Genomic DNA, 15,649 nt, shown 5'->3' on the forward strand with positions numbered 1-15,649 from the left:
AATATGTTTCGTTTAATCATACCGTGTTTGGTATTAGTGCTCAGCGCATGTACCACCAGCCGTGTGGCTGATGATGTAGAGCTGGGACCATCAACTACCGTGGCGTTACTGCCTTTGGTAAATCATGCGCAAACCCCACTAGCTGGTGAACGTGCAGAAGATATACTGGCTAGTATTTGGCAGCAAAATAAGCTACCAAAGTTATTACGTGCACCGCGAAATAATAACAAGGAGCTTCCGCCGCTTGATGACCAATACCGCCTTGATAAAGCTATGCAGTGGCTAAACACGCAGCAAACAGACTATGTATTATCAGGCAGCATTGAAGAATGGCGTTATAAAGCAGGCCTCGATGGTGAGCCTGTAGTAGCACTAACACTCAGCTTAACGGCTACAGGTCAAACAACACCACTTTGGACCGGTACTATCGCCAAAAGTGGCTGGGGACGCGATAGTATTGCCGCCACAGCACAAGATGTTATTGCCGATTTAATTTCGTACATTGAGGTTAGTGAGTGAAAACACATTTTTTTCGACCAAGAGAGGTTCCTGAGCTACAAATTTGGGCTGAGGTAATTATATTTACCACGCTTGCAATTGTACTGCCGGTTATATTTAACGCCGCAGACCCCTTTTGGACGGAAAATGGGTTTTCGTGGCCAGTCCTAGGGCCGCTGTTAGTGGCTCTACGCTACGGTTTTTCAAAAGGTTTTATAAGTATATTATGTTTATTAGCTGGGCAGTTATTGTTAAGTGAAAGCCAGGTATTAGCGCAACCTAGCGAGTTTAATATCAACGCTATGATTGGTTATTTAATTGTTATTATGATTGCTGGCGAATTCAGAGATGTATGGGAGCGCACCAATCAACAGCAAAGCATTGAACTTGAATATGTCACTAACCGATTAGAGACCTTTACCCGCCAATATCATTTAATAAACTCATCCCATGACCGGATTGAGCAAATGCTGGCAGGTCATACTCTTAGCCTTCGCGAATCACTTCAAGCGGTTCGGGCCGTTATCGGGCAACTAACACAAAGACGCTTAGACAGTGCAGCAACAAGCATTTTAAACTTATTTGTTGAGTATGGCTCACTCGAAAAAGCCGCACTTTATAAAGTAGAAAACAACGCCATAATAGAGCCGCCCTTAGCAAGTATAGGTGCTATGGGGGAGCTAAAGCTGGACGACCCACTTATAAAAGCTATGTTTGAAGAGCGCGAATTGGTTTCGGTAAAAGAGATTAAAAATACGTTTAGCCAATACCACATTGCTATCCCACTGGTTGATATTAATAACACCATTTATGGGGTTATTTTAGTACAAAACATTCAATTTTTTGCGCTCAAAAACACCACTCTCACCTTGCTTGCGGTTATGGCCGGTAATATCGGTGATTTACTTCGCCATGAAATAACCAACCCGGTAATGACCCCAGAAGAAACGCCTTATTTTGTAAGGCAGCTACGCAGAGCAAACAAAGAAGCTAAACGCTATAACATTCCCTCGCAGCTGCTTAAACTAAAAGCAGTGCAAACAAGTGAGGAGTCGCGTCAGTTGTTAGAGTATTTAAGTGAGGCTCGTCGGGGACTAGATATTTACCTTTACGACAGTGAGAACCACACTCTGTTATTGCTTATGCCAATGGCAAATGAACTGGATAAAAGCGGATTTATATCGCGCATTAACACATGGTGTATTGAACACTTTGGCAAAACCATTGAGCAACTGCATATTAAAATAGAAGAACAAATGGCCTTACCAATAAGTAGCGAACACATCGCTAAGCTAGTTGCACCTCATGATTAAAATTATTGCTGCCGCTTTTATTGGCTGTTTATGTGAATACTTTGCGTTTGCGCATATTTTAGATGCGCCTAACTGGCTATTGATTGTTTTATTGCATGGCATTGCTAGCCTGTGCTTTACCTTTGTTAGCCATGCTTTTATGCCTAACAAATATAAAACCACCTTAAAAAGTGGCTCAGCGCTGTTATTTTTGCTGCTGTTTACCTTGCCAGTGTTTGGTATTTTAGGGGTGGTATTTGCCATTACTTTTGCCCTTAGTAAACCGCTTAAAAACAGCGACGTTGATATTGTAGAGCACAAGGTTCCTGCCCTGCCTTTTGAAGCAAGAAGTGTTTCAGCAACGCCTATTTACTCAATGGGTGGATTAAAAGCTATTTTAAAACACGCCAGTGAGCCCAATAAACGCCTAAGTGCAGTAATGGCTGCTCGGCACATGAGCGATGCCCAGGCTATTCCTATTCTCAAACTGGCCTTAAAAGACTTAGAAGATGATATTCGCTTACTTGCCTATTCAACTTTAGATAGCAAAGAAACAAAACTGAACGAAAAAATAAGCCAGTGCCAGCAAGACATAGCCAATACTACTCAGCAACCCAAATTAAGCAATCTGCAGCGCCAACAAGCAGAGCTTTATTGGGAGCTTAGTTACTTAGGGTTAGCACAAGGCGCACTAAAGAAATACGTACTAGAGAAAGCAGAAACACTGACTTTAACAAGTATAGAGTTTGATCCTCAACCAGCAAGCTATGTGTTTTTAGGGCGTATTCAGCTAGCGCTGGGTAAATTAAATGATGCACAACAAAACTTAAATCTAGCCACTCAATTGGGCATGGCCAGACGCCACGTATTGCCTTATAAAGCCGAAGTTGCCTTTGGATTACATAATTACACTGACTGTCAGCGCTATCTCGAAGAATTAGCGCTACAGCCCAAGGGTTCTGAGTTACGCCATTTACAGGAGTATTGGCATGAGTGAAAAAAAAGCTGACATTCTACTCTTACTTGAAGGCACTTACCCCTATGTTAGGGGCGGCGTATCAAGCTGGGTGCACCAGATAATAGAAGGGCTACCCCATTATAACTTTGAACTTGTGTTTGTCGGTGGCGCACCCGAACACTACAGCGATATTCAATACACGTTACCAAGTAATGTGACAAAACTGCACGAACATTATTTAGTTACGCCCCATAATGCAAAAATAAGCGCTAAACATGGCGTTAAATATAAAAAAGAGCTGTTCGATTTTTGGCAGCAACTGCAAAGCTATTTCCGTGACTGTAAAGATCCTATCCCCACAGAGTTAGTCAAGTTTGCCTTTGAAAACCTAGCTAAAAAAAGTGGCATAAACGAAACCGATTTTTTATATAGCGAATCGTCGTGGCAAGTGCTGGCAAACTATTATTTAACCTATTGCGATGAATCCTCATTTATCGACTTTTTTTGGTCGTACAGAAATTTATATAAACCGCTGTTTAAAATAGCCGAAATAGCTCGCTCCCTCCCTGATGTTAAACTGATTCATTCTATTTCGACAGGTTATGCGGGCATATTAGGCGCAGGTGCAAGCGTTATACACAACACGCCATTTTTGCTTACCGAGCACGGTATTTACACTAAAGAACGTAAAATAGATTTAATACAAGCTAGCTGGATAAAAGAGTCTGAGCAAAGTCTCGGTAAAAACCTAAATACTGAAATGGGCTTTATTCGCCGAATGTGGATCAGCTTCTTTGAGCAAATTGGCCGCACTACTTATCATCAGGCAGACAAAATCATTTCTCTGTATGAGGGTAACAGACAACGACAAATTAAAGATGGCGCCAGTGAAAGCAAAGCCTCGGTAGTCCCTAATGGTATAAAAACAAAACGCTTTGTTGATGCACTTAACGCAAGACCTAAATCGGTCCCGAGGGTGGTTGGGTTAATTGGCCGTGTAGTGCCAATTAAAGATATTAAAACCTTTATCCGTGCCATTAAAGAGGTCCAAGCCAACATGCCAGACATAGAAGGCTGGATCATAGGCCCTTTTGAGGAAGACCCACAGTATTACAAAGAGTGTCAGTTACTGGTAAGCAGCCTAGATTTGAGCAAAAACATTACGTTTACCGGCATGCAAAACATTGCAGAAATACTCCCCAAATTAGGTCTTGTGGCGTTGACTTCAATTTCTGAAGCACAGCCTCTGGTATTGCTTGAAGCAATGGCTGCAGGCGTACCTGTGCTTGCAAGTGACGTAGGATCGTGCCGAGAAATAATAGAAGGAGGAAGCGAAGAAGACAAGGCGCTTGGTAAGGCTGGCGAAGTAGTGTCTATTGCTTCACCTAGCGAGACCGCACAGCAAATAAACACGATATTACAAAACGATCAAACATGGTATCAGTACCAACAAAGCGGCCTCAAACGTGTTAAAACATACTACGACGAGAGCCACATGTTTGCCCGTTACGATAAACTTTACAAGGATACAATCGCATGGCCGGAATAGGTTTTGAGATACGTAAAATTCTCAAAAAAAATACCCTACTCTCTGTTTTTGAAGCCTACGGTTACGCAGGATTAATAGGCTCGGGGCCTTGGCTACTTTCTATTATAGCGCTCATGCTCATTGGTATTTTAAGCTTGGGTGTTGTACTGCCTAAAGTATTAATTGTTCAATTTTTAACGCTCATTACCTACATGATGGCAGCGTCTCTTATATTAACTGGCGGACTACAGCTGTTATTAACACGCTTTGTTGCCGATCTGTTTTTTCAAAAAAAGGATGAGCAAGTACTGCCTAACTTACTGGGGGCACAACTAGTAACAACAGTTGCGGCCTTGCTTATTGGTTTAGCCGTTTGGCCAATACTACCGTTGCCCGTAGTCACTAAAATAATCATATTGGGGGCATTTGTAAGCTTATGTAACCAATGGCTTGGCGCTATATTTTTATCAGGAATGAAAGAATACCGGCTTATTTTAGTGACCATGTTAAGCGGTTACAGCTTTATGGTGTTACTGGCATTTTTACTGCGCGACTGGCAAATAGACGGGTTGTTTTTTGCGTTTTTTGCCGGTGAAGCGCTACTGTTTTTTAGCTTTTTGTTTATGATTATTCGCCGCTACCCCGGCGGTGAACTTATTAGTTTTGATTTTTTAAACAATAAAAAAGTGTATTACAGTCTCTTTTTTTGTGGGCTCTTTTACAATGTAGGCGTGTGGGCCGATAAAATTATTTTTTGGTATACCCCCGCTACCTCTATTCAAATTATTGGCACATTAAGAGCAAGCCCTATTTACGACTTGCCTATATTCTTAGCCTATTTAACCATTATTCCAGGCATGGCGGTATTTTTAGTCAGAATGGAAACCGACTTTGTAGAACAGTACGACCGTTTTTATACCGCCATTAGAGGAGGCTCATCACTTGAAGAAATTTTTTACCTAAAAGATAAAATGGTGCAAACAGCGCAAGGCGGCCTTTACGATATATTTAAAATCCAAGGTATAACCGTTGCGTGCTTATTATTGTGGGGCGAACAAATACTGAGCTTTATTGGTATAGACCCTAACTACAAAACACTGTTGTTTATTGATGTGGTGGGTGTAGGTGTACAGGTAATATTTTTATCTATTTTAAATATTTTATTTTATCTAGATAAGCGTGCCACCGTATTATTTTTATCTGGGCTGTTTTTGTTTATCAATATTGTATTTACGATTGCCTCAATTGCATTAGGGCCACAGTTTTATGGTTACGGTTTTGCGCTCTCGACTATAATTACTTCGGTCGTTGGCCTGTATTGGCTATCAAAACAATTTGAAGAGCTTGAGTACGAAACTTTTATGCTACAGTAGATTACCAGTACCATTATTGGTAACTTACAATAATAAAGCTAACGATAAATAAAAAGGACTTAACTTTAATGAAAAAAGGAATTACTACGCGCTTTAATATCTTTGCGAGTATAGCTTTGTGGGCTATTAGTTTGTTGTGTACGTTAATGACATTTGATGTAGGAAATACATATCAAACGAATAGCCTTATTGATATTTATATACACTCGTTCACAGTAAAAATGGCGCTACTACTAGCAATGTGGATTATAAGCGCCTGTATTTTGTCAGCACTGTTTAAAGAAATTTGGAACCGTTTAATTTCTGATATTTTCAACCTGCGCTTAATCCATTTTAACGAGTCTTATACCTTAAGTGTTTTAATAACATGGCTGGTATTGATTTAAAGCTTTGCACTTAAATTGTGAGTAAGCTATAAAACGTGATCAACATTTAGCAATACTTATTTTGCTAACGTAATAACTGACCACTAAACATATATTATTTACTCACCCAGCGCGCTTTAAAACCCCGTGTATCAACATGTATAAATGCGCCGCGGTGCGACTTAGGCCCGTAAACACCTAAACCGCCTAATAAGCCTTTGAATGACTCTCGCTTAGCAAGCGACTCCACTATACCAGCCATCGCTTGTGCATCGCCAATAGAGTGCTTACCGTCGTTGTTTATGTCATCCATACGGTAGTCGCCATCGTTATCAATAAATATATCGGCAGCGTCGCCAAATACATGGCGGCTAAGCTTTACGTTACCAATGGCTTTGTTGTAATAAGGGGTGCGGTAACCGCTCATTACCACCATATTTTTAACTGGTATGTTTTCTAAAATCAGCTCTTTGCGTATTTTTTCAAGTTTAAGTAACAACTTGTTTTGTAAAAATAAGTATTTAGGGTGTTTACTTCGTTGCTTACTCACAAATTCTTTAAGAGAAAAATGCGGTGATATTTTTGTATTTTCGTTCTCAGGTGTCACCTTTACAAAGCCATCGGGTACTATGTAATGCTCACTGTCTTTAATTTGCGAAGGTTTTGGGTAATGGCCAATATGGTAATATTTAAGCTTTCCACCTTGTACTTCACCTGCAGGCACTTTTACAAACACATTAATTGTCATGCGCTGCTTTTTATCGGGGGATTCAATAATGACCTGTGTTAAACCTGGCTTTTTAGGTGCCCGCCACTGCCACCGATTTGTATCAGTTAAGGTGGCGTTGCTGTCGTCATTTATAAACGAATAGCTGCGTTTTGATTGTGCGTAAAGTACTTCAAATTCAACCGCTTCATTAGGCATCACAAAAACAGAAAACACCGAATAAGGCATTACTATGTCGTTAATTTTTAGGCTAAATTCTGCATCTTCAAAATTTGATTTATTTTGAATATTAACGCTCGGGTGCGCTTTTTTCACGGGCTCTGCAGCATAACCACCTAGGCTTACGCAAAGCGCTAGTACACACCCTAAAATACATGGAATAAACGGCATAAATCCCCTCATAATCTATTTTATTAATGCAGCAATAACTGATTGCTCTTCGTCATTAAGTAATGCTTTTGTGTCGTGCTGATAAATATCATCTCTAAAATTAACGAGCATGTCCTCATCAACCCAGGCCGTCCAATACACTAAATGAATAGGTAACGGCTCATCTAAATAAAACGTTTGCGTGGTGTCGTTTACCCTAGCTTCATCCATTTGTTTTAATGTGTGAGTTTCACCTTGGTGCTTGATTATTTCACGCGCTAAAGAAAATGGCTTTTCGACTCGAATACAGCCATGCGATAACGCACGCTGTGTTTGCCCAAAGCGTTGCTTTGCTGGGGTATCGTGAACATAAATGGCTTCAGGATTTGGAAACAGATACTTCACTTCGCCAAGGGGGTTTTCATCCCCGGCACGCTTAACTAAAAAATGATCAAACTGATAGGGTTTAATAGCCTGCCAATCGATATTGCTGGGGTTTACTGTTTTAGAGTCTAGGTAACTATTTTTTCTTACTTCGATATTATTTTTAGCAAGGTAGTGAGGATCTCTTGCCACCTTTGGCGCTATTTCTTTGGTTGCAATAGAGGTAGGTATGCGCCACTCGGGATTTACAACAAACTTTTCGATTTCGTCACTAAAGGCTGGTGTTTTCCAACTTGGTTTGCCGACGATGACGTTATTTTGTAGTTTTACCTCGCCCGCTTTTACATACCGTAATGTGTACTCAGGTATGTTTACATAAACATATTGTTCATCGCTTGAGCCGGCAAAGTTAGTAATACGATAAAGATTTAGCTTTAACTTATTTAGCTTCACCTTTGCAGGTACATTTAATTTAGCAACAGTGCGTTTGCCAACGCGCCCATCAACCTTTAAGCCATGGCGGCGCTGAAATTGCTTTACGGCCTGTTCAATTTGTTGATCAAAAGTACACTCCGCATCGGTACATGCATTATTTTTTAAATCACGCTCCTGGTATAAACGCTCTGCAAGCAAGTTTACCTCTTTACCTGTACTGCCTAATTCAAGCAGTTCACTTATTTGCAGCGGAATAAAACCACCATTGCTGACAATTTCTTTATACCAGTTGATTGCTTTTTCAGTACGTTCTATTAGTTGTGCTGCATTTTGATCAAAGTAGTAGTTTTGGTTACTTTTAAGGTGCTGCTGCGAGCTATAGGTGATTAATGAAGAGCCTGCTAATGCAGTACTTTCAAGCTCAGAGGCGGCCAAAGCAGGTAAAGAGCTTATGCAAGCTCCCCCTATAAAAGCGGTGCTTAATGTGATGCTTTTTACCTTTTTAGACACCTGGTTTGAAAATAACCCCTTCATTGTGTACCTCCTCGCTAAATATCGTTGATAAATGCTTTTGTACTTACTGCTAATCAGTAACAAGAAGGTGCAACGCCAGTGCCAAACTTAAATATAACTTTAATCAATTGATATTAAATAAGTTTTAATATATTCCATTTTTAATACAAGCAGGTTTAGTGTATCGCATTGTGTAATTAATTTGCTGTAGTGTGTAAAGTTGCCACAGCAATTAATCCTTTAAAAAGGCTAAAAAACCACGTTCATAGCGGCTTAAATATTTTGTTTTTCGTGGTAAAGATAATGACTCTCGCCACGCAGTTTGGGTTTGCTCATCCTCTTTACACAAGGCAATTAAATCAGGATGAACATACGATTTACGGGCAATAGCTGGCGTGTTACCTAGCTGTTCAGACACGCTCTCGAGCATACTTTTTAAGCTAAGTGCACCTTTTGCTTTTACTAGTTGCTTAAAGGCAATAACACTGGCTCGCCAAGTTCTAAAGTGCTTAGCGCTAAAGTCCTCGCCCATTATTTGTTGAATATACTGGTTAATTTCACTAGAGGTTACGTTTGTGCGCTCTCCATCGCTAATATATTGAAACAAATGCTGGCCGGGCAAATCTTGAAGATCTTTAATTACATGACTAAGCACTCTGTCGGTTATGTTTACCTCGCGCTCTTTGCCCGATTTAGCCCGATACCGTAGCTGTATATTTTTACCCGTCAGCTTGGCATGGCGTGTACGCAATGTGGTGGCGCCAAAGCTTTTGTTCTGCTTTACATTTCGCTCATTCCCAACTCTCAAAGCGCCTAGGTCCATAAGTCTAACTACCGCAGCCAGGGTTCGCTCTACACTGAGCTCATCTCCTTGTAAATCGTTTTCTAAACGGGCACGTAAAAGGGGGAGCTTGTTGCCAAATATACCGCATGATTGATATTTTTTAGCCTCCTGCTGGGCTCTAAACTCAGGGTGATAACGATACTGCTTGCGACCTTTGCTATCAAACCCGGTAGCTAAAATATGGCCATTTTCTTCAGGGCAAAACCAGACATTTTTATAAGCGGGCGGAAACGCTAACGCATTTAAACGATCAATCACTTTTTGCTCGTTAATTTGCTTGCCTATAGGGTCAAAGTACAGCCACGTTTTGTTTTTGCGCTTACGAGTTATACCGGGTAAATTATCATCTACGTAAATCAGTTTCATTTGCGCTCCAAGCAACTTAAACCATTTTTAACAAATGTATCACTGTAAAATAACCTTAAACTGAACGACGTAATTGATATATAATCAAAAATTCAATAATAATATAGAAAAAGCTCGCGTTTAATTGCCTGGTTCAGCATATAAACAGCACCTTGTGGCTCAGTTTAGCCATGCTTAAATCTGGTCAAAATACACGCAAACAATAATAACCTCCCCTTCAAAAATGTGCTGTTTAAAAGGAGCATACAATGGCATTTGATTATGGTTCTATTGATCTAGGATTAAAAAACCCCTTTAAACTAGAGGGTAAAGTAACTGCAGCAAGAGGTCTTGTTGAGTCAATTACAGGCATCAGTTTACTTGTTATAGCTGCAAGCTCGGTGAAAGAAGATACCACCGCAGGCTGGGTTTTAATGCTGTTTGGCATGTTCATTTTAGCGCTGGGTATTCGCTCTTTATCAACAGGTATTTATGCTACCTTAAAATACTTTGTTGGCAGGAATCACCCCACTTCGCTTGCGTACAACTTTAGTAAGTCAGAAAGCTCTACAGCGCAGGAAGAAAAAAATGAGGTTGCCTATAATGCTCAATCACTTGAAGAAATGCTGGTTGGTCGTAAAAACAGTACTTTTAAAGAACCAAACGGCTTTTTATCTCGTTTGTTACACAGCTTAATCCCCAAACTATTATTTTTACCTTATCCTATACGCAATGTCGCACAGCGGTTATTTGGCTCGTGGGTGAGTACGCTTGTTGCACTCGTTGCTTATGGGCTTGTTGCCTTTGTTTCGTTGTCGGGCTTTACCGGCGAAGCCGGCGAATTAGCCTTTCCGGTTTACAGTGCTATTTTGATGTTTTATGTGCTTTTTTCTTGGCGTTCGAGTAGCAAGCCGATTTCTCGCAATGCTGAAAGAAACATTGAAGCGCTGGGAGGCGGGACATTAGCTAAAATTATTTCGTTGTCGTTTATTTTGCCTATTGTTATTGGTCTGTCTATGTCGTGGTTGATGCAAGAGCAGCATATCAGCAAGCAAGAAATAGACACATGGCTGGCGCAGCTGCCAAACTTACATGCTGGCTTGTACCTGATTGCTATTATTATATTAGCAACGTTAAGCTGCACACTTGTATTTACAATGGTTAAAGCACGCTTAAATACTGTAACCCCTAGCGCAGAAGTATCAGAATTACGTGAAAACTGGCAAGAGTCTGTTCACCCTGATGAAGTATTTATAAACCTTGATAACCTTGTTATGGCAAATAGGCGCTACAAAGAAGTGCCAAATAGAGTTTACCGCGAGTTAGACCCAAAACTGCAAGAGCAAATTGAAGGCAAAGGCGGTTTTAGAGGCGAAATGATTCAAGAGGTACAACCTAAACTTCACACTGTGGAGCTTGGAAAAAACTTTACCCTCGCAAGATTAGTTTCACTCATAAGTGCTAATTTACTTTATATTGTGGCGTTAGTATTAACGGTATTGTTAGCCTATTCATTAATAGATATTTATTACTATATAGATAGCGCTAACATTAACAATCTACAACAAGCGTTTAATAATCAAAATGTTACACAGTTTAGTAGCTTACTAATGAGCAGTGTTCATATTTTAATAATAGCAGTGATAATTAAAGCTTTTGCGCGCTTACTGGCTAACTGCGCACACTTATTTTTTGCTGAAATGCAGTTTGAATCATTACTTGTGTACTTTAAGTGCGAAGGCACATTTACTGAGTCAAAAATTTCAACAGGAACCGGTATTCACGATAGCACTCGCTCTGAAAACACCTTAGTGCGTAGCAGTATAACGCCTTGGGTCATTGTCTCTCGTGTTATTTCGAGCACATTTGCAGCTACTGGCATGAAAAACCTTGAGCACCCTCGCCATATTATGGAAATGCATAAAGACGAAGGTCAATTACAAGCGATTAAAAATGATGTGATAGCCTTTCTAAAAGACCGCGAATCAATCGCTTCAATTACCAGTGAACGCGATTTAGGCAATGCATCACAAATACATCAACTAAACCAACAGACCCGTGCAATCCCTACTCAGCAAGCTATAACGAAAGAGGATGAAGAGGCTGCAGGCTATTTAAGGCAAGAAGAAAACTCAACGCCAGAGCCCAAAGCTTAACAATCGCTTTGTTATATTTGTAAGCGCTAACCGGCCTCGCGGTTTTTAGCCTAACCAACAAGGTTACAAACCGCGCACCACCTACTAACTGTTTAACCCTTTTTGTAAACACCACCTTGTTAAAAATTGGGTGTGTATGTGCCATGCTGTTAACGTATTTTTAATTGTTTTTCACTTTATTGAATCATTTATACCTATTTGACTAATTAATTCTAAATTTACGCATAAACTCCTTGCTTTATGCGCTAAAAACCAAATAATGAAGCAATTATAATCTGGGTAAGAATGAGGAAAATGAGCTATATACTAACCACCCAATGTGACGATGATGTAGGCCTAATTGCCAAAATTACTGGGCTTTGCCACGCGCACAATTTAAATATTACACGTAATAACGAGTTTGTAGATAAAGACGCCAAACGTTTTTTTATGCGCACTGAGCTAACGGGCGAACCACAAAACGACTTTTTATCGCAATTACGCGCATTATTACCTGAGGGTGCACAACTTGCTCTGCATGATGATACAAAAACTAAAGTGGTGCTGCTTGCAACAAAAGAAGCGCATTGTTTAGGGACTGTACTACTCAAGCAATTTGAGCAAGCGTTAAATATTGAAGTATTGGCTGTAATCGCCAATTACCCAGATTTAGAACCACTAGCAAAAGGCTTTAATGTGCCTTTTCATGTTGTCTCACACGTGGGCCTAAGCCGTGCAGAGCATGATAAAAAAGTAGGTGATTTAATTGCCTCTTATAACCCAGACATTATTGGCTTGGCAAAATACATGCGCATACTAAGCCCAGAATTTGTGGGCCGGTTTGAGAACAAAATTATTAATATTCACCACTCATTTTTACCGGCCTTTATTGGCGCTAAACCGTATCATCAAGCATTTGAGCGCGGCGTAAAAATTATTGGTGCCACAGCTCACTTTGTAAATAATGAGCTAGATGAGGGCCCTATTATTTTACAAGACGTCACTAGCGTAACGCACGCTAACACCGCTGAAATGATGGCTAAAATGGGTAAAGACGTAGAAAAGACTGTATTTAGCAAAGCGCTTCAGCTTGCCTCTGAACACAAGCTATTTATTAACGGTAATAAAACCGTGGTATTTAGCTAATACCAATCCGCATAATTAAGTGATCTATTTTGAGGATAGATAAACGTGTTGATAGCAAGGCAAAAAATTCGCTATTTAGTTGCTCTCGGCAATTGCTCCTGCATTGCTCTACCTTCTGCATCCATGCAGTCGTAAATGAGAATTTTTTAACGCAGATAGTGACACGTTTAACCCCTGAAAATGATTAAGTATTATTGCGGATTTGTATAAAACCCCTTTTACATACTATAAAGCCAGCAAAAGGGCTCTTCCCTTTTGCTGGCTTTTTTATGCCAATTAACGTGTTAAGGCGTATAGTAAATAGGTGATTCAGGCCCTACTGGCAGCCCTAAAGCAAATACCCATACGTAAAATAAAATAACCCAGCCAATAAAAAACACGATGCTGTATGGCAGCATAGTGGCTACTAACGTTCCTATGCCCATGTCTTTTTTATATTTAACCGCCACCGCTAAAATAAGTCCAAAGTAGCTCATCATTGGGGTGATTAAGTTAGTTACAGAGTCACCAATACGATAAGCCGCTTGAATAGTTTCTGGCGCGTAACCAATAAGCATAAGCATAGGCACAAAAATAGGTGCTGTAATCGCCCACTGCGCCGATGATGAGCCTAAACTCAAGTTCACCAATGCACACATTAATATAAACAATACAAATACTTCTGGACCAGTTAGGTTTAAGGCCTGTAACAGGGCTGCACCGTTAATTGCCAAAATAGTGCCTAAATTAGTCCATTTAAAAAAGGCCACAAACTGTGCGGCAAAGAACACTAAAACAATATATAAACCCATTGAGCTCATGCTTTTACTCATTGCGTTAATAATGTCTTTATCGTTTTTCATACTGCCAACAACACGCCCGTAAACAAAGCCTGGCACACTAAATGTGACAAATATTATGGCAACTATGCCTTTTAAAAATGGTGAGCCTGCTACCTGGCCTGTTTCTGGATGGCGTAAAATGCCATCGGCGGGAATAATCGTCCAAGCAAATAGAGATAGCACTACTAATAGCGCGACGCCCGCCCACTTTAAACCGGTTTTTTCAAGCGCGGTAAGTGTATCAATATTGTTTTGTGATAAGTCGATGCTGGCTTCATCTGGGTTGTATTTACCTAAACGTGGCTCAACTATTTTTTCGGTAACCAGTGTACCAAGGGCGGCTATAAGTAATACCGATATCATCATGAAATACCAGTTAGCCTCAGCCCCAACCTCGTAATTTGGGTCAATCATTTGTGCGGCAGGTGTTGTGATACCCGCTAATAGTGGGTCTATTGTACCGAGTAGTAAATTAGCGCTATAACCACCAGACACACCAGCAAATGCAGCCGCTAAGCCAGCTAAAGGGTGGCGCCCTAAACTATGAAATATCATCGCTGCAAGCGGTATTAAAACCACATAACCAAGCTCTGAAGCCGTGTTAGACATAATGGCTGCAAACACCACCATAAAGGTAACTAAGCGCTTTGACGCGCCCATAACCATGCCTCGCATCGCAGCAGAGAGTAAACCTGAGTGCTCAGCAACACTTACCCCAAGTAGTGCCACTAGTACGGTGCCTAAGGGCGCAAAACCGGTAAAATTAGTAACCAGGCCTGCCATAATACGCTGTAGCCCCTCAGCACTGAGTAAGCTAACGACCTCAATCACGCCATCAGGTGCACGCCCTGCTGCGCCAACAGGCCTTGGGTCAATGGCGCTTAATCCGAACCAATCTGCTATACCACTTATCAACACAATTGAAACTGCAAATATCGCAAATAAAGTAATGGGATGCGGAAGCATATTTCCTAAAAACTCAACGGTTGCTAAGAAGCGATTAAACAAGCCGTTATTGTCTTTAGGTTGATTATTAGGTGAGTGTGTGGAGTCTGTCATACTTAGCTCTATAAATTACAAAATTGCGCTAACCTAGCATTGTTTGCAAAAGAGATCATGTATAAAAGGTAAATGACGTGTACATTTTAAGTGTAAAATTAAGTTGTGTAGAGACGAGCAGGCTTTTTAATTAAACGTTTTACAAGCTAGGGCGATTTAATAGCTGAAAATAAAACGCCCTCACTTTTATATTATATTTATGCTTGCTCTATTGGCTCTAACTGTAGTTTAGCGGCAATTAAAACAGCCTGTGTACGGTTATAGACCCCAAGCTTTCTAAAAATAGCAGTAATGTGTGCTTTTACGGTTGCCTCTGAAATATGCAATTCGTAAGCTATTTGTTTGTTTAGTAACCCTTCATGCAGGTATTGCAATACACGGTATTGCTGCGGCGTGAGCGAGGCGACTTGTGCGGCAATTTCTCTGTCCTCTCCTTCTATTTCAGCTACTTTATTTTTTAATTCGTTTGGTAGCCACGTATCGCCTTCAAGTATTTGGTTAATAGCATTGGCAATATCATCTGAAGACGATGACTTAGGAATAAAACCCATTGCACCATAACCCATTACCTTAGAGACTATGTTGATGTCTTCACTCCCTGAGACAACCGCTATGGGTAAACTTGGGTAGTCTTCGCGAATGCGGATCAGGCCATATAAATCACCATTGCCTGGCATGTGTAAATCTAGCAGTAATATATCAAGATCTTCTTGTTCGCTGAGTACTTGCAATGTGCTGTCAAAATCTGATGATTCAAATACCTCTAAATCGTCAAACTTAGCACTTAATGCTCCCTTTAGTGCCTCACGAAATAACGGATGATCATCCGCTATTAAAAACTGACTCATGGTTCGCTC

Annotated in this window: 13 protein-coding genes; 8 read left to right on the plus strand and 5 right to left on the minus strand. The window is 40.5% G+C overall.

Annotation, left to right across the window (positions count from 1 at the left end):
• The first annotated feature begins 3 nt into the window (after positions 1-3).
• From AN389_RS03885 to AN389_RS03910, 6 genes are all read left to right on the plus strand, one after another.
• Entirely contained in the window at positions 4-519 is a 516-nt protein-coding gene (locus tag AN389_RS03885) for a hypothetical protein (RefSeq protein WP_055017367.1), read from the plus strand.
• Positions 516-1,811 carry a PelD GGDEF domain-containing protein gene (locus AN389_RS03890; protein WP_055017366.1) on the plus strand — a complete coding sequence of 432 codons (1,296 nt, stop codon included), beginning with the start codon at positions 516-518 and terminating at the stop codon, positions 1,809-1,811. Before AN389_RS03885 ends, AN389_RS03890 begins: the two co-directional genes overlap by 4 nt.
• Positions 1,804-2,787, plus strand: a complete 984-nt coding sequence (locus AN389_RS03895) for a HEAT repeat domain-containing protein (protein WP_055015383.1) — start codon at positions 1,804-1,806, stop codon at positions 2,785-2,787. The genes AN389_RS03890 and AN389_RS03895 overlap by 8 nt, the downstream gene beginning before the upstream one ends.
• Positions 2,780-4,297 (plus strand): GT4 family glycosyltransferase PelF, encoded by a 1,518-nt coding sequence (gene pelF / locus AN389_RS03900; protein WP_055019296.1) that lies wholly within the window; start codon positions 2,780-2,782, stop codon positions 4,295-4,297. Before AN389_RS03895 ends, pelF begins: the two co-directional genes overlap by 8 nt.
• Positions 4,285-5,649: an exopolysaccharide Pel transporter PelG gene (pelG, locus tag AN389_RS03905; protein WP_055015385.1), complete on the plus strand. Its 1,365-nt coding sequence runs from the start codon at positions 4,285-4,287 to the stop codon at positions 5,647-5,649. Before pelF ends, pelG begins: the two co-directional genes overlap by 13 nt.
• Positions 5,650-5,717: 68 nt before the next feature.
• A complete protein-coding gene (locus tag AN389_RS03910; protein ID WP_055015386.1) occupies positions 5,718-6,035 on the plus strand; it encodes a hypothetical protein in 318 nt (105 codons plus the stop codon).
• A 94-nt stretch (positions 6,036-6,129) separates the two neighbouring features.
• On the opposite strand, the gene AN389_RS03915 is transcribed toward AN389_RS03910, so the two are convergent.
• The 3 genes from AN389_RS03915 to AN389_RS03925 all read right to left on the minus strand — a co-directional run bounded on the left by AN389_RS03915 (position 6,130) and on the right by AN389_RS03925 (position 9,652).
• Positions 6,130-7,131 (minus strand): D-Ala-D-Ala carboxypeptidase family metallohydrolase, encoded by a 1,002-nt coding sequence (locus AN389_RS03915; protein ID WP_055019297.1) that lies wholly within the window; start codon positions 7,129-7,131, stop codon positions 6,130-6,132.
• A gap of 15 nt (positions 7,132-7,146) precedes the next feature.
• Complete coding sequence (locus tag AN389_RS03920; RefSeq protein ID WP_055019298.1) at positions 7,147-8,463, minus strand: murein L,D-transpeptidase; 1,317 nt, start codon at positions 8,461-8,463, stop codon at positions 7,147-7,149.
• A 211-nt stretch (positions 8,464-8,674) separates the two neighbouring features.
• Entirely contained in the window at positions 8,675-9,652 is a 978-nt protein-coding gene (locus tag AN389_RS03925) for a DNA topoisomerase IB (protein WP_055017361.1), read from the minus strand.
• Positions 9,653-9,900: 248 nt separating this feature from the next.
• Here AN389_RS03925 and AN389_RS03930 point away from each other — a divergent pair, with 248 nt between their 5' ends.
• Together AN389_RS03930 and purU are read left to right on the plus strand one after the other, a co-directional pair.
• Complete coding sequence (locus AN389_RS03930) at positions 9,901-11,787, plus strand: hypothetical protein (protein WP_055015390.1); 1,887 nt, start codon at positions 9,901-9,903, stop codon at positions 11,785-11,787.
• A 294-nt stretch (positions 11,788-12,081) separates the two neighbouring features.
• A complete protein-coding gene (gene purU, locus AN389_RS03935; protein WP_055015391.1) occupies positions 12,082-12,912 on the plus strand; it encodes a formyltetrahydrofolate deformylase in 831 nt (276 codons plus the stop codon).
• A 284-nt stretch (positions 12,913-13,196) separates the two neighbouring features.
• On the opposite strand, the gene AN389_RS03940 is transcribed toward purU, so the two are convergent.
• Both AN389_RS03940 and AN389_RS03945 read right to left on the minus strand, forming a co-directional pair.
• Positions 13,197-14,792, minus strand: a complete 1,596-nt coding sequence (locus tag AN389_RS03940; RefSeq protein ID WP_055019299.1) for an AbgT family transporter — start codon at positions 14,790-14,792, stop codon at positions 13,197-13,199.
• 197 nt (positions 14,793-14,989) lie between these two features.
• Complete coding sequence (locus AN389_RS03945; RefSeq protein ID WP_055015393.1) at positions 14,990-15,640, minus strand: response regulator transcription factor; 651 nt, start codon at positions 15,638-15,640, stop codon at positions 14,990-14,992.
• Positions 15,641-15,649: the final 9 nt, after the last annotated feature.

Origin of the sequence: Pseudoalteromonas sp. P1-7a (assembly GCF_001401855.1) — a bacterium.
Taxonomy (GTDB): domain Bacteria; phylum Pseudomonadota; class Gammaproteobacteria; order Enterobacterales; family Alteromonadaceae; genus Pseudoalteromonas.